This is a genomic window from Rhodococcus yunnanensis NBRC 103083 (assembly GCF_001895005.1).
Taxonomy (GTDB): domain Bacteria; phylum Actinomycetota; class Actinomycetes; order Mycobacteriales; family Mycobacteriaceae; genus Rhodococcoides; species Rhodococcoides yunnanense.
In genome coordinates, this window is the sequence record NZ_BCXH01000035.1 from 1 (window position 1) to 20576 (window position 20576).

Below are 20576 nucleotides of genomic sequence, written 5' to 3' on the forward strand. Positions count from 1 at the left end.
CGTAGCGGCCCGGCGGTGATCTCCGTCCCGAACGTCACGGGAGTGATGATGGTTTCGTCGAATGTGTATGTCGCCGAGACGAAATCGCGGACCGCGTAGTTGGGAGCCAGTAGTAGGCGGTGGCCTCCCCGGCGCTCGACCATGACGTCGGTGAACTCGCCGAGTGGGGACTCTGTCCAGTGCCCCACGACGATCCGTACACCCGAAGACGTGCCGATCCCGTAGATCTCACCGTGAAACCGTGATCGTCCCATTGCACCGACTGTAACCACGTCCGACGACGACTCGGTGCATGATGGTGTGCATGGCGTCCTTGCAACCCACGATCTTCGTTCTTTTCGGCGCGACCGGCGACCTCGCCAAGCGCATGGTGCTGCCGTCGTTCTATCAGCTCCACGCCCAGGGCTTGCTGCCCGAGAAGTGGTTGCTGATCGGCAACGGTAGGCACGACACCTCCGACGACGAGTTCCGCGACCATGTACGTGGTGCGCTCGAGGAGTTCGGCTCCGGCACCGCCGATTGGGATTCCTTCGCCGAGCGAGTCCGCTTTGCGGGCAATGGATTCACCGTCGAAGATGCAGGTCTGTTGCCCGATGTGGTGAAAGCGGGGCGCGACGAGATCGGCGACGCGCAGCTCGTGCACTACATCGCGCTTCCGCCCAGTGCGTTCGAGGACTACACGCGGGCGCTCGGTGCGCACGGTCTCGCCGAGGGCGCGCGGGTGGTCTACGAGAAGCCGTTCGGGACGTCGCAGAAGGCATTCGAGCAGCTCGACAAGGCTGTGCACGAGGTGCTGGACGAGCAGCAGGTCTACCGGATCGATCATTTCCTGGGCAAGGAGGCCACCCAGAATCTGCACGTTCTGCGGTTCGCCAACGGCATGATCGACGGCATCTGGAACGCCGAGCACATCGAGCAGGTGCAGATCGACGTGCCCGAGACACTGAACATCGACGACCGGGCCGTGTTCTACGACAACACCGGCGCCGTCCTGGACATGCTGGTCACACACCTGTTTCAGGTGGCTGCAGAGATCGCGATGGAGCCGCCCGCGTCGCTGAAGGCGGACGACCTGCAGTCCGCTCGTGAGACCGTCATCGGCTCGTTCCGCCCCATCGACACCTCCGAGGTGGTGCTCGGCCAATACGACGGGTACCGAGACGTCGAGGGCGTTGCGGCCGACTCGACCGTCGACACGTTCGTTTCGGCGAAATTGTGGGTGGACACCGACCGCTGGCGCGGGGTCCCCTTCCTGCTGCGTACCGGAAAGATGTTGGGCGTCAGTGCCCAGCGAGTGTCGTTGGTGTTCAGGAAGCCCGCGAACAGCCCACTCGTCGATCTTCCCGACGACGGGACCGTGCTGTCGTTCGACCTGTCCGGCAACGGTGAGATCGACATGGCTCTGACGGTGAAGGAACCGGGCCCGGATTTCGATCTGTCGGTCGGGCATCTGTCGTTGCCACTACCGTCGGTGCCCGACGCCGAACCACTGTCGCCGTATTCGCGGTTGATCCTCGACGTGCTCAACGGCGACCGATCGCTGTTCACCAGGCCCGACGGGTTGGCCCACGTCTGGGAGGTTGCGGCGCCGCTGCTCAACGACCCACCCGCCGTGAAGCCCTATCCCGCCGGCTCGATGGGGCCCGACGAGGCGAACGACCTCGCGTCGCCGTGCGGCTGGTTGGTCGGCGGCAACTGAGCGCAGCCGCCCCCGCCCCCTTACCCGCGCAAATGCATATGCATTTGCGCGGGAGGTGGGTGTTTACCCTCGGATGGACGCAAATGCATATGCATTTGCGCAGCCCGCACCCAACCCCTATCCGGGGAGGTTCACCAGCGGGCCGCTGGGGAGAAGAGACCCGTCGGGTCGAGGGCGGCACGAAGGGTATCGAGTCGATCCTTCGTCACCGAGTCCCATGCTGCACGCACCCGATCGGCGGGAGCCCCGGTTGCTGCGCCTGCCATGTTGACGAACGCACCGGAACTCCACGGTTCGAACCTGCCGACGAACGCGTCGAGAGCTTCGGGGACGATGTCGGCGATCGGGGGAACCAACACCCCGATGGCGAGCAGGCTGAAGGCCGCACTTCGGCCGCCGACTGCGTTGGGGACTGAGGGTTCGCGGTGCAGCGCACCCCCCATGGCGCGGAGTTCGGCGACTGCGAACGGTAGTTCGGCTGTACCGAGGAACACTGCCAGCGCATCCTCGGTGAGTTCGGTGAGGAGAAGTCCGCGTTCCATCGCGGGGATCGGGTCGACCGGGTCCATGTGGACGGAAGCGATTGCCGCGAAGGGGATTTCGGCGACGGTGTCGAGGATCGGTGCGGCGAGTCCGCGTATCGGCGCGAGCAGCGCGTACCCGTCCTCGGTGTTGCTGACGTGAGTGAAGCGTACGTGCAGGACGGTGCGGCCACGCAACGGTTCGGGGAGTTCCGGTGCGGGCGGCAGATGCAGGATGGCGGCCGAGGTGGACACCGATTCGGGGAGCGTCGGCACCCATAACCTCCACGCCTGCAGAACGGCCGCGGCGTCGGCGATGTCGAAGAACACACCGCCGCCGAGCACGGTCTGGATCGGGAACAGGTCGACGACGATCTCGGTCACGATCCCGAACGCCGCACCACCTCCGCGTACGGCCCAGAACAGGTCGGGGTTCTGGTGTTCGTCGGCTCGGCGTACGACGCCGTCGGCGGTGACCACCTCGATGCTGCGCACGTGATCGGCCGCGAATCCGTATGTTCGAGCGATCGGCCCGAGCCCGCCTCCCAGCGTGTATCCGACGGCGCCGACGGTCGTCGCAGATCCGGCGAGTGCCGCCAAGCCGAAGGGCGCGGCCGCGTCGAGAACCTTCTGCCACACCACGCCTGCGCCGATCGTCGCGGTCCGTGCATCATGGTCGATCCGCAGGGTGTCCAGTGCCCGCGTCGCGATCAGGATCGTGTCGGGGCCGGTGGCTGCTGCGCCGTGCCCGGTCGCTTTCACCGCCACCTTCAGCCCGGCGCGTGCGGCGATTCGGACGGCGGCGGCGACGTCGTCGGCGTCCGCGGCGACGAGTACCGCTGCGGGCTGGTGATCGACGGCGACGTTGAAGCCGGTGACCTCGACGACGTATTCGGCCGTGCCCGGCTCCAGAACGAGGCCGCGGGTGGCTAGGTCGAGTTCGGCGGGAATGGCGTTGCTCTCGGTTGTGGTCATCGCGAGTGGCTTCCTTCTGGCTGGTCGATGGTGCGTGTGTTCGGTGTGGACACAGCAGACCATCGGCAGATTGGAGTCGACTTGGAGAACTCTTGGAGAGTGACTCCCACACCCCCGTTCGGCCAGTCGAACGGGCGAAGTTCATTCGTATGGATGATATGGACGCTAGGAGCTGTGCTGCTCGGCCCAGCCAGGATCGGCGAGTAGGGAGCGGGTCGTGGCGATCAATTCTTCGGCCGCCGATCGATGCGCGGCGGCCGCGTCGGGCATGCGGAGCACCTCGGCGACCGCGGCCAACGCCGAATCGACTGCCCCGCAGTACAGCGAGCCACTGTCGACGCCTGCGAACGTGCCTGCGAACGGCAACAGCTCGTCGTAGCACTCGCGACAGACCGCTTCGTCGCCCAACGTGGCCGCGGCGAGGGCACGTACGGCCGTCATTCCGCGCCAGTAGTAGTCCCGCTGGTAGGGCTCGGTGTGACTCCAGATCTCCCGGGCACGGACGTGATTGCCGCTCCTGGCGAGCGCCAGCACCCACACGTTTCGAATGCGAACCGGCAGATCGCGGTCGAGCGAATCGAAATCGTCGATGATTCCCTCGTAGGAATCGGTGGCTATCGCGGTGGCCAACTCGCCGATGTAGCGGATCTCGAATCCGTGCGAGGCGCCCTGCTCGTCCATGAAGTCGGCGACGGCTCGGTACCGGGCGCGTGCCTGCTCGTAGCGGCCTGCCAGCACGTCGACGAGCGCGCCGAAGATCGTCAGCACTCCCAGCAGCTGGGTGAGTGCGGCGCCGCTGGCGTATCGGACGGCCTCGCTCACGTGCATGCGCGCTCCATCCAGATCGACGACGGAATTGCATGCGAGGAACAGCTGGAAATGCGCGAGCGCTTGGTACTCGGCGAACCCGTGTTCGTTCGCGACGGCGAGCAATTGCTCTGCGCGTGTTCGGCGTTCGTCGTCGTGATCGGGCCCGAACGCGATGTAGCCGAAGGCATTGAGTGCCAGGCACAGCAGTTCGGGATCGCCCGTGCGTTCGGCGATCTCGACGGCCTCGATGGCCTGTGCACTCGCGGCAGGTGAGTCGAGACCTTCGATCTCGAAGACCGAGGTGGTCAGCAGGCGGACCCGGTCTTCGTCCCCGAGTTCTGGATCGGCCAGAAGTGTATCGACGGGGCCGAGCACACCCTTGTCGGCAGATCCTTCCCTGATGTGCCAGATGACAGGGGCGCGCCACGAGGTGACGGCGTCCAGCAGAGCGCGGCGGTCACCGAGAGTCGACGCGATGTCGATTGCCTCCTGGCGCCGCGCCCGCGCCTCGAGGCTGTTCGCTGCTCGGGCGAGCGAGGCGACGAGTGGGATCAACAGTGACAGCCGTTCACGGTGCGGGGCAGTGGTGTCGAGATCGAGGGTGTCGATGGCCGACGTCCACAATGCGAGCGCGTCCGTGTGCGAGGACAACGCCTCCGCTCTGCGCGCCGCGGCGGCGATGACCCGGGTGGATTCCACCGCAGTGTCGGACACCGCACCGAGGGCAGCGTGGTGGGCGAGAACCGACAGTTCGTCCGGCGCACGCTGCTGCAGTACCGAGAACGCAAGGGCATGCGCACGGCGTCGCCGGATCCTCGGCAGATCGAAGTACAGGGTGTCGCGAACGAGCGCGTGGGTGAACTGAACCCGATCGGCGGACTCGGACAACAATCCGGCCAGTACCGCAGGCTCGAGATCGTCGAGAAGCTCGTCCTCGTTCGCGCCTGTCATGTCCAACAGTGTGTCGAGATCGGCCTCTCGGCCGAGAACGGACAGTCGTCGCAATGACGTGACCGTGCGATCGGGAAGCCTGGAGACCCTGCGCCGCAATACATCTCCGATTCCCGTCGGCACGGATTCACGGGCTGCCCGCGGGCCCTCGGAGACGATCAACCGGGCCAGTTCGCGGACGAACAGCGGATTGCCTTCGGTTCGGGAGGCCAGCAGTGTCAGAGTTTCGCGGCTCGGATCGACGAGGCCGAATTCGGCTGCAACGGAGGCTATCCCGTCGGCGGACAGTCCAGCGAGCTCGAGTCGAGTGCTCCTCGTATCGAGCAGCGTCGCCCACGCCGAGGTCAGATCGTCGGTGATCTCGGAGGACCGAAACGTCGCAACGACCAGAATGCGGTCGGCGCGTGCCGAGGAGGCGAGTTGCCGCAGGATCGCGGTCGTCACGGCATCGCCGCGGTGGATGTCGTCGAGCACGAGCAGTGTCGGCGCACTGTGCGCGATGTCGGTCAGATACTCGGCGATCCACTTGCCGAGCCAGAACGGCTGCACCGACGCGGCTGCCCCGGAATCGGACTGCCCAGAACTGGACTGAGCAGAATTGGACTTTACAGAATCGGATTGCAAGGGATCGGTGTGCAGGATCGGGGCCAGCCGCGCGCGTGTTTTGTCGTCCATGCCCGACGCCGCGGCCAGTGAGGAAAGGATCTCGGTCCACACCCATCCCGGAGGCGCGCCGTCGATCTCGGGACACCGCCCCCACCCGACGTTCCACGACCGAGTGCGCAGTTCGGTGGCCAGCATCGATGCGAGTGTGCTCTTGCCTGCACCGGCCTCGCCGCCGACCCATGCGATGCCGAATCCGGCGCTCGCGGTGGTATCGGCCGCAGCCGAGAGTGCGTCCAGATCCTCGGGACGACCGTTGACGGGTGTCGTCTCGGGGGTGGCGCGCGGGATGTGCAGATCGGCCGCACGCGGCTCGGAGACAGTACGCATCTCGGGTACCGTGCGCACCTCGGTGACACTGTGCGAGAGGATGTCCGACTCGAGAGACCGCAGAGCAGGGTCGGGATCGATCCCGAGTTCTTCGGCCAGGTAGTCGCGAGAGCGGCGGAGCACCGACAACGCGTCGGACTGCCTTCCGCCTCGGTACAGCGCGAGTGCGAGCAGCCGCACGGACTCCTCACGATCGGGCGCGGCGGAGACCACCGCTTCGAGGTCGGCAACGGCGGCCTTGTGGTCGCCCGCGGAGATCGAGGCGTCGGCCCGGCGCTCGATTGCGGACCGTCGAATGTTCTCGAGACGGTCGACTTCCGATGCGGCCCAGGGTGTGTCGGCGAACTCGCGGTACGGCCCATCCGTCCACAGCGCCAATGGATCCGACTGTGCCAATGGATCGGACAGCGCCAATGGATCCGACTGTGCCAATGGATCTGACTGTGCCAATGGATCCGACGGTGCCAGGGGATCTGTGTGTGCGAGGGCTTCGAACTGCCACACGTCGACGGCGTCGTCGGGGAGGTCGAGTGCATATCCGGGAGGGGTGCTGATCAGCACGGTCGCGGGAGAGCGCGGCGGTCGGTCGGGCTCGAGGACCCGCCGAAGATTCGATACGTGCACCTGCAGAGCGCCCAGGGCTCTTGGCGGCGGATCGCCTGCCCACAAGTCTTCGATGAGCAGGTCGGTACTCACCACGCGGCGCCGGGCGATGATCAGTCGCGCGAGCACCATGCGCTGGCCTCGGCTGCCCAGCGAGACGGGCTGTCCTGCGACGTCGGCGCGGATCGGGCCGAATGCGCGAACAGTGACACCGGATGCGTTCATGATTCTCGGTAGGTTAGCTGCAACCAGCCGGGTGCGCTCACCTGTCCGTGCACTTCGGCGTGCACGGATTCGGCGTCGCGCCGGTGTCGGCGTTCGGCTTCGGCGTCGCCGAGAGCCGATGCCAGTTCGGCGAGGACGTCGTCGACGACTCCTGCGTACAGCGAGCCGCTGTCCACTCCTGCCAGTGTTCCTGCGTACGGCAGCAGTTGGTCGTAGCACTCGCGGCAGACGTCGAGATCGTTCAGTCGAGCGGCAGCCCGTGCGCGCATCGCGGTCATGCCGCGCCAGAGGTAGTCGCGGGCATGGGGCGTCGTCGTCTGCCACAGGCGTAGCGCGTTCTCGCGCTCACCGTTCTCGGCGAGCGCGAGTACGAGCGCGTTGCGCATGTTCACCGGCAGATTGTCGTCCAGATCGGTGAGTGTGGCCACGACTTCGGTGAAAGAACCGGTGGCCACTGCAACGGACAGTCGTCCCATGGCGCCGCTTTCGTCGCCGTGCCATTCGCTCTGCTCGTTCATCGCAGCGGAGATGGCCGAGTACTTGGCGAGCGCCGAGTCGTACCGACCAGCGAGAACGTCGATGAGCGCGCCGAAGATGTTGAGTACGCCGAGGAGTTGAGTCAGCGCACTGCCGGTGGCCAACCGCACTGCAGCGCCGACGTGGGTGCGTGCGGCAAGCAGATCGACGTCGGCATTGCATGCGAGGAACATCTGGTAGTGGGCGAGTGCCTGGTACTCGACGAGATCGTGGTCCGTGGCGATCGTGAGCAGTTGCTGCGCGCGCGGTATCCGCTCGGAGGTGAAATCCGGGCCGTACGCGAGGTATCCGAATGCGTTGAGAGCGGCGCACAGTACGCGGGGCCGGCCGAGGGACTCCGCGAGATCGAGTGCCTCGCGGGCACAGGCGGCGGCAACGGCATCGTCGAGGCCTTCCAGTTCGAAGAACTGTGCCACGAGTACCGCAGTACGATCTTCCGGCGCGAGCGAATCATCGCCCAGCAGTGCGTCGATCGGCTCCAGGATGCCTCGATCCGGTGCGCTGTCGCGGATGTGCCAGATGACCGGGGCCTGCCATGCCGTCACGGCCGCGACGAGCGCACCCCTGTCTCCGACCGCGAGGGCCAGATCGACGGCCTGCTGGCGCCGACGTCTGGCATCGACGGTGTTGCCAGCGCGGGCATGCGATCCGACGATCGGGATCAGCAGCGCAAGGCGCTCGGCGTCGGTCGGCGACGGGGCGGTGTCGAGGGTGCGCAGCGCCGAGTTCCACAGTTGAAGGGCTTCGGTGTGTGAGGACAACGATTCGGCTCGACGTGCGGCAGCGACGATGTGCGCGAGGGCATCTCGTGCCGTTGCCGGCGTGGCGCCCAGTGCGGCGTGGTGCGCAAGGGATGCCAGATCGTCCGGCGATGATCGTTCGAGTATTCGCAGAGCGTTCCCGTGCGCCCGTGTTCGACGCATCCGCGGAAGATCGAAGTACAGAGTGTCACGAACGAGCGCGTGGGTGAAGCGCACGCGGTCTGCGCCTGGTTCGGTCAACAGACCCGTCAGGACAGCCGGTTCCAAATCGTCGAGTATCTGATCCTCGTCGCCTCCCACCACAGCGGACAGGGTGTCGAGTTCGATGTCCCGGCCGAGAACCGATGCCGAACGAAGAGTGCTCAGCGTCCGTTCGGGGAGCCTGGAAAGCCTGCGGCGCAGCACATCCGAAAGCCCGAGTGGGATTGCATCGCGGGCGGCAACAGTTCCCTCCGATGCGATCAGGCGAGCCAGCTCGCGTACGAACAGTGGATTTCCGCCGGTTCGCTCGACGAGCAGATCCACGACGGCCTGGGTCGGATCGGTGAGCCCGAAATGCACGGCCAGCTCAGCGATGCGTCGACGGTCCATGCTGCGCAACGGCATCCACGTGTTGTCGGAGTCCGTCATCGTCGCCCATGTCGCCGTCAGCTCCTCGGTGACCTCGGAGGGGCGATAGGTGGCCAGAAGCAGAACCCGGCGATCACGAAGATCGTTCGCCATCTGCCGCAGCATGCCGAGAGTCAGAGCGTCCGCGCGGTGAATGTCGTCCAGTACCAACAGAACCGGTGTGGTGTCGGTGATGCGCAGTACGTATTCGGCGGCCCATTTGCCGAGCCAGAACGGGCCCGCCGACGTCCCTCCTCGGGTACCGTCGACGCCCAGAACGGGACTCAGACGGGTACGAGTTTGCTCCTCCATCGGATGCGTCGCGGCGAGAGAGCCGAGGGCTTCGGTCCATGCCCAGCCGGGAGGAGCGCCGTCGACCTCGGGACACCGGCCCCATCCGACCGCCCATGACCGCTCCGCCAACGACGCCGACAGCCGGGCCGCGAGCGTCGATTTCCCCTCGCCCGCCTCACCGTTGATCCATGCCGCCGCGAATACCCCGGATGCGGTGCGTTCGGCGGTGTCGAGCAGTGTGCGTAGATCCTCGGGGCGGCCGTCGGCCTCGTCGGCGACGGAACCGAACGACGAGACCCGAGCGGCGGGGCCGGCGGCAGCGCGTGCGCGGGGCGTGTCGTGCTCACGCGTCGTGCGTGAATCCTCGCGCCCGTCGAGAGAGTCGCTGTGGACGAGGATGTCCGCCTCGATCCGGCGTAGCGCAGGGCCGGGATCGATGCCGAGCTCGGTTGCGAGATAGTTCTTGCATGTCCGAATCGCAGCGAGGGCGTCCGTCTGCCGGCCCGACCGATACAGCGCCAGGGCAAGCAGTCGAACTCCTTCCTCGCGATGCGGAACATGTGTGACCAGCCGTTCCATATCGGCGATGACCTGTGCGGGTTCGCCGCGATCGAGCAGTACGCGTCCGCGGTCCTCGAACGCAGCGCGCCGCTGTTCCAGAAGCCGATCGGACACGCTTGCAGCCCACCGTGCGTCGGACACCTCGGCGAACGGCATTGCCGTCCACATCTCCAGTGCTTCGCTGAGCAGTCGGAGACGGATATCGGTGTTCGAGGTGCGCGCGGCCTCGCCGACCAGATGTTCGAACCGCCACACGTCGACCGCATCCGGCGGAAGTTCCAGAGCGTAACCGGGCGGGGAGCTCACCAGTACAGTGGCGCGAGACCTCGGGGCGCGTGACGGTTCGAGGACACGACGGAGGTTGGAGACGTTGACCTGGAGAGCGCCGAGAGCGCTCGGCGGCGGCGCGCCTGCCCAGAGATCCTCCACGAGCTCGTCGGTCCCGACGATCCTGGGGCCTGCGGCGACCAGACGGGCTAGCACTGCCCGCTGGCCACGACTTCCGAGATTGACCGGCACGTCGTCGATTGCGGCGCGCGTGCTTCCGAACACACTGATCGAAACCGACTGCTTGGTCATAGTGCCTGAGAGGCTATCGAATTGCGGTCGCGACCGCCGGTCCAGGTGTCACCCGCACCGTCGCGAATCACCTCTGGGGCATCAACATCCATGCCGCGATGTAGACCAGGGCTACCGTACCGAACGACAGAAAGGCGCCGATCACGGTCAGCACGCGGACGAGATTGACGTCGATCTCGAAGTACTCGGCGACGCCGCCGCACACACCTGCGACCATCTTCTGCGAGTCGGAGCGGACGAACTCTTTGGGCGGGTTTGTGTATGTCATGGCACGAAGTCTGCGCGTGGGACCTGGGCTCGCGCATCGGGATGTTCCCCCATTTCGACCCTGACACACGCCCCGGCGGCTTCCCTGACGGCGGGAAGAAACAACCGTCTGGGCTTTTTCTGCCGATCGCGAGACCGAAAGGACTTCGCGGCGCTAACGTCTGTTCGAATTCATCGGCTGCACCACCTTCGGAAGGACCCCCTCACATGCTCGGAACGATCATCGGTGGACTGCTCGGCTCCATCATCGGCGGCGGCGACAGCGGCGGCAGCGACGCAGGACTTGCGGCCCTGCTCGGCGCACTCCTCGGCACCGGCAGCGCCGGCTCGAGCTAGTCCCAGCACCCAGCACCCAGAACTAAGCACCCAGCACCCAGCACCGAGGGCCCGCACACGATCGTCGTGCGGGCCCTCGGCCGTGTCAGGGTGCCTGCAGTTCACCGGAAGGTAACCGTTTCGTTGCCGCCGAAAGATAGCTTCACCGACCATGACGGAAGATTTCAGCTCGATCGGCGACCTCACCACCGCTGTCGATCTCACCAACACGGCAGGCTTCGTCGTCGACGACAGTGATGACGATGATCCCGTCCTGCTGACCGTGCCCGACGGACGCATCGTGGACACCTGGCGCGAGGGCTACCCGTACGACGATCGGATGTCGCGAGCGGAGTACGACATGCAGAAGCGACTTCTGCAGATCGAATTGCTGAAGCTGCAGATGTGGACCAAGGAGACCGGTCGTCGCCACGTCATCGTGTTCGAAGGCCGCGACGCCGCAGGCAAGGGTGGCACGATCAAACGATTCATGGAACACATGAATCCGCGAGGCGCACGCGTCGTCGCATTGGAGAAGCCGTCGGCCAGAGAATCGACCGAGTGGTACTTCCAGCGCTACATCCAGCACCTTCCCGCAGCAGGCGAGATCGTCATGTTCGACCGATCCTGGTACAACCGCGCAGGGGTCGAACGAGTGATGGGGTTCTGCGACGAGGACCAGCACGCGAGGTTCGTCCGGCAGGCCCCGCACTTCGAGCAGATGCTCGTGGACGACGGGATCAGCCTGACGAAGTTCTGGTTCTCGGTCTCGCAGCTGGAGCAGCGGACGCGATTCGCCATCCGGCAGGTCGACCCGGTGCGGCAGTGGAAGCTCTCGCCGATGGACCTGGCGTCGCTGGACAAATGGGACGCGTACACGGCGGCCAAGGAGGAAAGCTTCCGAGCCACCGATACCGATGTCGCACCGTGGACGATCGTCAAGAGCAACGACAAGAAGCGGGCACGGATCAATGCCATGCGTTTCGTGCTGAACAAGTTCGACTATGCGAACAAGGACCCCGAAATCGTCGGCGAAACCGATCCTTTGCTCGTCGGTCGCGCGCGAGACGTGATCGGCGAATGATCTCTCGGCGCGTATCGGTCGCATTATGAACTACTCGACGCTATTTTTGTCGATTACCGATTATCGATTGTGTCAACTCACAATTACCAATGTCTCCTACATGCGGTAAAAATAATGCAGGTCGTGACGGAACGGCCATTTATCTCAACTGGAGGGTAATCTCATGGGTTCCGCAGCAGCATTTATCGGTGACATTCTGAGTGGCGTGCTCTCCGGCGTCGCTTCACTGGTAGTCGATCAGATCGTCAGTGCTCTGATCACGGGCAGTGCAGGCTGATTCAGTGATCTAGCGACTCGGTTGCGGAGTAATTCGCGGCCGAATCAGTGTCGGCGCTGCATGCAAGATTCTTTGTGTGCAGCGCTTTTCTGTGTCCGAAATCGCATTTACGTGTGAGCGATTTTTGCATTCCGTTCGATCTGTGAATTTTCAATTGTTTTCGTTCGAGTGGACAGTGTTTCAGAGTTCAATGATTTCGGGCGCGACGTCGTCCGAGTCGAAACGCCCGCTGAGAACATTCGTGTCATTCGGCTCAGGCAAATACTTTTGTTCTCAACGACCTTTCGCTGGAGTTGCACAGACATTCGATTCCGGGTCGTCGACGGCCGAACCGTCGATCTGGAGCTCGTCCGGCGGCGCGTCGGGCATGCATCGTGCGATCCGGCAATCCGACGGTCCGGTTTGCGGTCACGTCGGACTCCCGGGCGGATAGGGGGAGCCAATGCAAGAGCCGGGCCCGACCCGATGCGATACGCCTCGTAACGAACAAGCTCGACAACGCGAACAAAGTCCCTGAGATGTTCGGCAGAACCGACCGTGTGCTCGTGGCAAGCGTGTGTGACGTGATCGGGGTTCGATCGGCGTCACCGATTCGGTACATCCTTCGGTTACGACGAGTTGCCGATATCAGGTTTATTTCTCGATAGTTGCGTCTCAGTGTTACCAATGCCTCTTATATGAGGTAAAAATGGAACAGGTCGTGATCTATCGGCCGGATATTTCAACTGGAGGAAATCTCATGGGTTCTGCAGCAACGTTCATCGGTGACATCGTCAGCGGCGTGTACGACGGCATCGTCAGCGCCATCGTCGATCAGATCGTCGGCGCTCTGACCTCGGGCAGCGCGGCCTGATTCGGTGATTCCGCCGCGGCTCGGGGGGCCGCGGGGAATCGCCCGTTCTCGGCTGGAACAGACTCATTGTTTCGAATGACCCTTTTGTGCATTTCGACTTTTATATCCGAAAGCCTGGCCAGCTCCTTTTTCGATTGGTAGCCATGTATATGGCAGTGATTGTTTCGTTACTCTCACTTCCTGGCAATTGACCCTCGAATAGAAGGAGTTCTGATGTCCAACGATCTCGATCTCTCCGGCCTTCTCGCGCTGCTCGCGTTGCTCACTTCCGGTAGTTCGGACGGTGCGACGACGACTGTGCCTGCGCCGTAGCAGAAGGTCGAATTACCAAGACCTACAACGTCGGCCGAAACCAACCTCGCGTTCGGTTTCGGTCGACGTTTGCGTTCCGGGCGACTTTTCTGGACTTTTTGTCGCGGAATAGTATCGATTCCGCTCCAGGGCAGGCCGAAGCGTTGATATGAATGTCCGACCGAGACGATTCCGTTATCGTTCGGCGCACTATCCCCCTTCGGTCAGGAGTGAATACATGGAACTTCTCGTGCTTCTTCTGCAGCTTCTTGCATCCGGTAGTGCCGACAGTGGATCTTCCGCGACCCCGCCTGCTGCCGGATAGCCGGACACCACCGACAGCCGGGAACCCACGAGGTTCCCGGCTGTCGCTGTGTCCGGTGTCGTTCGTGTCCGGTGTCGTTCGTATCTGGTGTCGCTGTGTCTGGGCAGGGGAGCACCTAGTGTGGCCATGTGCAGACCGTTCCGATCCAGATGCCCGACGGCTCGTCGGTTCCGGTGATGCTGTTCGAGTCCGATATCCCGCCGCGATGGGACTCCGCCGTCATCGTGGTGTTCCCGGGTCTGGGGATTCCCGCGGGGTACTACCAACTCTTCGCCCGAGCGCTCACTGCGCGCGGCTTCCATGTCGCCGTTGCCGACCTACGTGGCCAGGGTGACAGTCGTCCGAAACCGAGCAGTGCCAGCACATACGGCTACCACGAGCTCGTCTCGGTCGACTTTCCCGCGGTCTTCGAGGTGGTCAGGGAGCGATTCGAGAATGCGACGCCGTACGCGCTCGGCCACAGCATGGGCGGGCAGCTCGCGTCGTTGTACGCGTCCCGGATACGGGGACGTCTCGGTGGACTGATCCTGGTGGCGTCCGGGTCGCCCTACCACCGCGGATTCGGGGTAGCCAGGGGGACGTCGCTGTTCGTCGGAGCCGCGGCGATGTCGCTGACCTCGAGCATCGCCGGATTCTGGCCTGGCGACCGCATCGACATAGGCGGCTTCGGTCGTCAGTCCAAGGTGTTGATCGAGGATTGGTCGAGGTTCGCACGCACCGGCAAGATCGAACCGTCGGGGGCTGACATCGACTACGAGGAGAGGATCGGCAGGCTGAAGCTGCCGATCCTCGCCCTGACCTTCGAAGGTGACGACATGGCGCCCAAGGCCTCGATGGCGAATCTGCTCGAGAAGTTCCCACGAGCCGACATCACGTCGGACCACCTGCTCGAACCGCGCGGCCACATCGAGTGGATCCGGCAGCCCGAAACGGTTGCCGAGCGGGTGGAACGCTGGTTCATGCGCTAGCGGAGGGCCTCCCAGAGAAACTGGAACGACAGTGCCGTTTTGAACGCCAGTTGAGCATTGTCGGCAGCGCCGCCGTGACCTCCCTCGATGTTCTCGAAGTAGCGCACGTTCTGGCCGACCTCCTCCAGTCGAGCCGCCATCTTCCGCGCATGGCCCGGGTGGACGCGGTCGTCGCGGGTGGACGTCGCGATCAGGATCGGCGGATACTTCTTCTCGTCGGGCCCGACGACGTTCTGGTACGGCGAGTACTCGGAGATGAACGCCCATTCGTCGGGATCGTCCGGGTCGCCGTACTCGGCAACCCAGGACGCCCCGGCGAGCAGGAGGTGGTACCGCTTCATGTCGAGCAGAGGCACCTGGCAGACCAGCGCACCGAAGAGTTCCGGGTACTTCGTCACCATGATGCCCATCAGGAGACCGCCGTTGCTGCCGCCCTGCGCACCCAGCTGCTCGGGCGTCGTGATGCCTCGTGCGACGAGATCGCTCGCGACGGCGGCGAAGTCCTCGTGGACCTTGTGACGGCCGGCTCGAAGGACCTGCGTGTGCCAGTCGGGTCCGTATTCGCCGCCGCCGCGGATGTTGGCGACCACGTAGGTGCCGCCTCGCTCCAGCCAGGCGAGCCCGGTCGCCCCGCTGTACGACGGGGTGAGCGAAATCTCGAAGCCGCCGTAGCCGTAGAGCAGAGTCGGACCCGGCTTCGCGTCGGCCTGGCGGACGACGAAGTAGGGGATGCCGGTTCCGTCGAGCGACGTCGCGAAATGCTGCTCGACGGCCAGTCCGGAGGTGTCGAAGAACGACGGCGCCTGCTTCAGGATTTCCAGCTCGCCGCCGATCGTCCCGAACAGCAGGGTGGCCGGGGTGAGATAGCCACTCGACGACAGGAAGAACTCGTCGCCGTTCTCCTCGGCGTCGGTGCCGACGATTTCGGTCGACGTCAACTCGGGCAACCCGGTGAGCGGCTGGTCGTCCCATCCGTCGGAGCCCGGTGTCAGCACGCGGAATTCGGTTCGGACGTCGACGAGCGTCACCACGAGTAGGTGGTTCTCGGTCCACGCGAATTGATGCAGCGATCGATGAGCGTCGGGTTGGAACAGGGTCGTGAAATCGCGCTCACCGGCGAGGAAGCTGTCGAAGTTGGTCGCGAGAAGGGCGCCCGACGGGTAGGTGACGTCGCCGATTTCCCAGTCGGTCATCGTGCGTACCAGCAGCCACTGCTTGTGTATCGACGTCGTCGCGTCGGTCGGAGTGTCGATCGACGTCAGATTCTTGCCGTCGAGCAGGTAGAGCTCGGCGTTGAAGAAGTCGGTGGCGCGTTGGACGAAGTCACGTTCGTAACCGGGTGTCCTGTCGTGCCACGCCGAGATCGAGATGTCGCTCGGCTTGCCCTCGAAGACGACTTCGGCCTCGGTCAGCGGAGTTCCGCGAGTCCAGCGCTTGGCGATGCGCGGGTATCCCGAGTCGGTGAGCGTCCCCTCGCCGAAGTCCGTTCCGACGTACACACTGTCGGCGTCGATGTAACCGATGTCGGTCTTGGCCTCGGGAACGAAGAAGCCTCCCTGCTCCGGTTCGCGGAAGGTGCGAGTCTCCAGATCGAATTCCCGGACGATCGACGCGTCCGCTCCGCCGCGCGAGAGCGTGACCAGCGCGATCTGCTGTTCGGGCCGTCGGACCTGCGCGCCGCTCCACACCCAGTTCTCGCCTTCGGCCTCGGCGACGGCATCGAGATCGAGCAGGACGTCCCATTCGGGATCGTCCTTCCGATACTCGGCCATCGTCGTCCGACGCCACAGGCCGCGGATGTGCACGGCATCGCGCCAGAAGTTGTACAGGTACTCGCCTCGTCGACGTGCGTACGGGATGCGGGCGTCGGTGTCGAGAACCTCCCGGATGCGCGACTCCACGGCGTCGAACTCTGCCCCGGCCAGCGCCGCGGTGGTCTCTGCGTTGCGTGTGCGGACCCAGTCGAGGGCCGTGTCTTCGGTGACCTCTTCGAGCCACAGATAAGGGTCGTCGGCGATGCTCATGCACTATTTGTACCCTCGCGAGTACTGTCTCCGAAGATGACGGCCCATGCGCTGACGTTCGTACTCGTGGGTCTGGTCGTGATGGTGTGGCCCTGGTCACTGGTTCCGGCGTTTCTGCTCGCGGCGTCCGAGCGTGGCCCGGTCAAACTCGCCGCATACGCCGCTGGATACGTGCTCGCGTTGGCCGTCGTCATGGTTCTCGCCGCGACGCTGATGCCTCCTGGTCCGCGCGCGAAGTCCACCGGGCATGCTGTTGCGTGGATCGAGCTCGTCGTCGGGATCGCTCTCGCCGTGTTCGTTCTGGTGCTGTGGGTGCGCCAGCGTCGGCGAGAGTCCGTGACACCGAAGTGGTTACGCGGTCTCGACAAGGTGGGCCCGGTGTCGGCATTCGTGCTCGGTCTGTGGGTGCCCAACTACATGCTGGTCACGGTCGCCGTTGCGGAGCTGACGCTGTTGGAATTGCACGGGCCCGAGGCGGTGGGCGTTGCGATCGTGTGGGTGACGGTGGCGACGCTCGGAATCATCACCCCTCTCGTCGTGCTTGCTCGCTCCGGAGCGAAAGCCGAAGCACTGCAACGATCATGGCGGGAATGGCTGGTGACGCACAGCTCCTCGATCATCTATGTGGTGCTGGGGTTCGTCTCGGTGGTGTTGATCGTCAAGGGAGGATCGTCCATATGAGGCTGTGGGAGCAGCATTGTTGCCTGCCGCTCGTCCAGGATGCGGTGATCGCCGACGTGGCGCGGTATCCGCTGGGCTCGTACGTGTCGGTGAACGTCGGCTTCTCGCCGCACTCGAAGGACGTCGCGACGTCGCTGGCGCAGGACTTTCGTCGTAAAGCCTTGGCCGACGGCCGCTTCGTGATGGTCGACGAGAACCCGGACGATTCCCTGATCACGCTCGCGTTCGATCTGGAGGACTCGGGGCCGTTGGAAGGCGATCTCGACAACGTCAGGTACTTCCACGATCTCGGCGTCCGATCGATGCTGCCGTCCTACAACTGGGCCAACGCCGCAGGCTGCGGGTGCCTCGACGCCGAGGACACCGGCCTGACGGCGTACGGCAAGGACCTCGTCGCCGAGATGAATCGCGTCGGGATGCTCGTCGACGGCTCGCACTGTTCGATACGCACGGGACTGGATCTGGCGTCGACGACGGCGCGGCCGATGATCTACAGTCACTCGAATTTCGCTGCGCTGTGGGCGCATCCACGAAACATCACCGATGAGCAGGCGCGGGAGTGCGCGCGAACGGGAGGTGTGGTCGGCATCAACGGAGTAGGTATCTTTCTCGGTGCCAACGGGCCGGAGGAAGGTCGACGCCGCGTCGAGGCGATGGCCGATCACATCGAATACGGGGTGGAGTTGCTCGGCATCGAGCACGTCGGAATCGGCTCCGACTATTCGTTCGATCACGAGGATTTCAACGCCGAGCTGGCGGCGCACCCCGAGGCGTTCTCCGAGGACTACACCCGATGGGGTCAGTTGCAGTGGGTACCTCCCGAGGACACGGCGACACTGCCGTCGGTCCTCCGTGGTCGAGGCTTCGACGAGCCCTCGATCGCCGCGGTGTACGGGGGGAATTTCCGGCGCGTCAGCGGGGCTACCAGCGAGTAACCGGACCATCTCGACACAGTGCCAGGGGACGGGACTACCCTGGGGTCTCGTGACCTCACACTATGACGTCGTTGTCCTCGGAGCCGGCCCCGGTGGGTACGTCGCTGCTATCCGCGCGGCACAACTGGGCCTGAGCACCGCCATCATCGAGAAGAAGTACTGGGGCGGTGTCTGCCTCAACGTGGGCTGCATTCCGTCCAAGGCTCTTCTCCGTAACGCCGAGCTGGCGCACCTCTTCACCAAAGAGGCCAAGCTCTTCGGCATCTCGGGAGAGGCGAGCTTCGATTTCGGCGCCGCATTCGACCGAAGCCGCAAGGTGGCCGAGGGACGCGTCAAGGGCATCCACTTCTTGATGAAGAAGAACAAGATCCCCGAGTACGACGGCGCAGGCACCTTCGTCGACGCCAACACCATCGAGGTGGAGTTGACCAAGGGCGGCACCGAGACCATCACGTTCGACAACGCGATCATCTCCACCGGTAGCACCACCAAGCTGCTGCCCGGTACCGAGCTGAGCAAGAACGTCGTCACGTACGAGGAGCAGATCATGACCCGGGAGCTGCCCGGTTCGATCCTCATCGTCGGCGCGGGCGCCATCGGTATGGAGTTCGGCTACGTCCTCAAGAACTACGGAGTCGACGTCACCATCGTCGAGTTCCTCGATCGTGCGCTCCCCAACGAGGACGCCGACGTCTCGAAGGAAATCGAGAAGCAGTACAAGAAGCTCGGCGTCAAGGTCGTCACCGGCGCAGCAGTGCAGTCGATCGACGACGACGGATCCAAGGTCACCGTCGCGATCAAGAACAACAAGTCCGGTGAGATCGAGACGGTCACCGTCGACAAGGTCATGCAGTCCGTCGGCTTCGCACCTCGCGTCGAGGGCTTCGGACTCGAGAAGACCGGCGTCGAGGTCACCGAGCGCGGCGCCATCGGCATCACCAGCACGATGCAGACCAACGTCCCGCACATCTACGCAATCGGCGACGTCACCGCCAAGCTTCAGCTTGCGCACGTCGCAGAGGCTCAGGGCGTCGTCGCTGCGGAGACCATCGCCGGAGCCGAGACGCTGCCGATCGAGGACTACCGCATGATGCCGCGTGCGACGTTCTGCCAGCCGCAGGTCGCGAGCTTCGGTCTCACCGAGGAGCAGGCTCGCGCCGAGGGCCGTGACATCAAGGTCGCGAACTTCCCGTTCGCAGCCAACGGCAAGGCACACGGACTGGGCGACGCCACCGGGTTCGTCAAGTTGATCTCCGACACCAAGTACGGGGAACTGATCGGCGGGCACCTCATCGGCCCCGACGTCTCCGAGCTGCTCCCCGAGTTGACCTTGGCCCAGAAGTGGGACCTCACGGTCAACGAGCTCGCCCGCAACGTGCACACACACCCAACTCTGTCGGAAGCACTCCAGGAAGCGATCCACGGCCTCGCCGGCCACATGATCAACTTCTGATCTTCTTTACAAACCGCCATCCGCTTACAACCGAAACTTCGGTTGTAAGCGGATGTTTGCGTTGTAAGGGTCACCGGGTGCGGCGAAACTCCAGGGCGGTCCTGCCGTCGGCCACCGTCGTCGAGGTGTGCAAGCCCAGGCCGACCTGCCCGGCCATGTCGGTCAGCTCGTCCATGGATCGTTCCCGACTGCCGAAGCACATCAGCATGAACAGGTCGACGCCGGTACTGGCGCTGATGCCGCGGATCGATTCGATGATCACGACGGTGTTCCCGCCTGCAGCTCGTGCAGTTTCGGCGAGGATGACGGCAGCATGGTCGTCGTCCCAGTCGTGGAGAATGTCGGAGAGGATGTACACGTCCGCTCCCGCAGGAATTGGATCGAAGAAACTCCCGCCGAGTGCGGAGGCTCGATCGGTGAGTCCGGCTTCGGCGAACCTGTCACCAGCCGCCTCGGAAGTCGGCGGGAGGTCCAGTACCGTCCCCCGAACAGTACTGTGCCGCTGCAGGATTGCGGTGAGCAACGTCCCGTCTCCGCCACCCACGTCGAAGATGTTCGGGTATCGGCTCCAGTCGAATCGTTCTGCGATCTGTGTCGCCTGGGTGCGGAACCGCCAATTCATCTGCGCGTCGAAGCTCGATCGAAGCCGTGGATCGGAATCGAGATCCTCCCAGAATGTCCGCCCGTATCTCTTCGGGTAGGAGGGCTTGCCTGTGGCAATCGTATCGAGCAGGTCGACGAAAGCCAGTTCTGCGCGGCCACCTGCGTTCTTCATGTCCAGCAGGAGTGCGTTGTCGGTGAGCTGCTGGGACAGATCCGTCGGCCGGTAGCGTCGTGTGTCCGGGTCCAGTTCGAAAACGCCGATCGTGACGAGGTGGGCGAGAAGCTGCGCGAGTGCAGAAGTGGAACTTCCTGTGCTCGAGACCAATTCGTCCAGCGTCGCGCCTGCTGCACCTGCCTTGTCGACGAGCCCGAGCGTCGACGC

The 20576-nt window shown here is 64.3% G+C and carries 13 protein-coding genes and 1 pseudogene; 7 read left to right on the forward strand and 7 right to left on the reverse strand.

Features of this window, described 5'->3' with window-relative positions:
• Window positions 1-254 (reverse strand): annotated as a pseudogene (locus tag RY1_RS28810) (hypothetical protein); the annotation flags it as partial.
• A 41-nt stretch (window positions 255-295) separates the two neighbouring features.
• Here RY1_RS28810 and RY1_RS28815 point away from each other — a divergent pair.
• Entirely contained in the window at window positions 296-1699 is a 1404-nt protein-coding gene (locus RY1_RS28815) for a glucose-6-phosphate dehydrogenase (protein WP_072807487.1), read from the forward strand.
• Between the two features lie 131 nt (window positions 1700-1830).
• Here RY1_RS28815 and RY1_RS28820 read toward each other — a convergent pair whose 3' ends face one another.
• The 4 genes from RY1_RS28820 to RY1_RS28835 all read right to left on the reverse strand — a co-directional run bounded on the left by RY1_RS28820 (window position 1831) and on the right by RY1_RS28835 (window position 10386).
• A complete protein-coding gene (locus tag RY1_RS28820) occupies window positions 1831-3195 on the reverse strand; it encodes an FAD-binding oxidoreductase (protein WP_072807476.1) in 1365 nt (454 codons plus the stop codon).
• 165 nt (window positions 3196-3360) lie between these two features.
• On the reverse strand, window positions 3361-6777 hold the full coding sequence (locus RY1_RS28825; RefSeq protein WP_072807477.1) for an ATP-binding protein: 3417 nt from the start codon (window positions 6775-6777) through the stop codon (window positions 3361-3363).
• Complete coding sequence (locus tag RY1_RS28830) at window positions 6774-10118, reverse strand: ATP-binding protein (protein WP_072807478.1); 3345 nt, start codon at window positions 10116-10118, stop codon at window positions 6774-6776. The genes RY1_RS28825 and RY1_RS28830 overlap by 4 nt, the downstream gene beginning before the upstream one ends.
• A gap of 67 nt (window positions 10119-10185) precedes the next feature.
• Window positions 10186-10386, reverse strand: coding sequence for a PspC domain-containing protein (locus RY1_RS28835; protein ID WP_072807479.1), 201 nt, complete (start codon window positions 10384-10386; stop codon window positions 10186-10188).
• A 206-nt stretch (window positions 10387-10592) separates the two neighbouring features.
• On the opposite strand from RY1_RS28835, the gene RY1_RS30895 reads away from it, so the two are divergent.
• From RY1_RS30895 to RY1_RS28850, 3 genes are all read left to right on the forward strand, one after another.
• A complete protein-coding gene (locus RY1_RS30895; protein ID WP_281250036.1) occupies window positions 10593-10721 on the forward strand; it encodes a hypothetical protein in 129 nt (42 codons plus the stop codon).
• Window positions 10722-10872: 151 nt separating this feature from the next.
• Window positions 10873-11784, forward strand: a complete 912-nt coding sequence (gene ppk2, locus RY1_RS28840) for a polyphosphate kinase 2 (protein WP_072807480.1) — start codon at window positions 10873-10875, stop codon at window positions 11782-11784.
• 1874 nt (window positions 11785-13658) lie between these two features.
• Complete coding sequence (locus tag RY1_RS28850) at window positions 13659-14498, forward strand: alpha/beta hydrolase family protein (RefSeq protein ID WP_072807482.1); 840 nt, start codon at window positions 13659-13661, stop codon at window positions 14496-14498.
• Here the strand turns inward: RY1_RS28850 and RY1_RS28855 are convergent.
• Window positions 14495-16522 (reverse strand): prolyl oligopeptidase family serine peptidase, encoded by a 2028-nt coding sequence (locus tag RY1_RS28855; protein ID WP_072807483.1) that lies wholly within the window; start codon window positions 16520-16522, stop codon window positions 14495-14497. The genes RY1_RS28850 and RY1_RS28855 overlap by 4 nt on opposite strands.
• 36 nt (window positions 16523-16558) lie before the next feature.
• On the opposite strand from RY1_RS28855, the gene RY1_RS28860 reads away from it, so the two are divergent.
• Genes RY1_RS28860 through lpdA form a run of 3 tightly spaced genes read left to right on the forward strand, consistent with a single transcriptional unit; the run spans window position 16559 to window position 19591 of the window.
• Window positions 16559-17203 (forward strand): GAP family protein, encoded by a 645-nt coding sequence (locus RY1_RS28860; protein ID WP_072807484.1) that lies wholly within the window; start codon window positions 16559-16561, stop codon window positions 17201-17203.
• The gene (locus RY1_RS28865) at window positions 17200-18138 is read left to right on the forward strand and encodes a dipeptidase (protein ID WP_072807485.1); all 939 of its coding nucleotides are present in this window, start codon (window positions 17200-17202) and stop codon (window positions 18136-18138) included. Before RY1_RS28860 ends, RY1_RS28865 begins: the two co-directional genes overlap by 4 nt.
• 49 nt (window positions 18139-18187) lie before the next feature.
• On the forward strand, window positions 18188-19591 hold the full coding sequence (gene lpdA, locus RY1_RS28870) for a dihydrolipoyl dehydrogenase (RefSeq protein WP_072807486.1): 1404 nt from the start codon (window positions 18188-18190) through the stop codon (window positions 19589-19591).
• A 70-nt stretch (window positions 19592-19661) separates the two neighbouring features.
• Here lpdA and RY1_RS28875 read toward each other — a convergent pair.
• The coding region (locus tag RY1_RS28875; protein ID WP_218019872.1) for a methyltransferase at window positions 19662-20576 on the reverse strand (915 nt) is incomplete at its 5' end.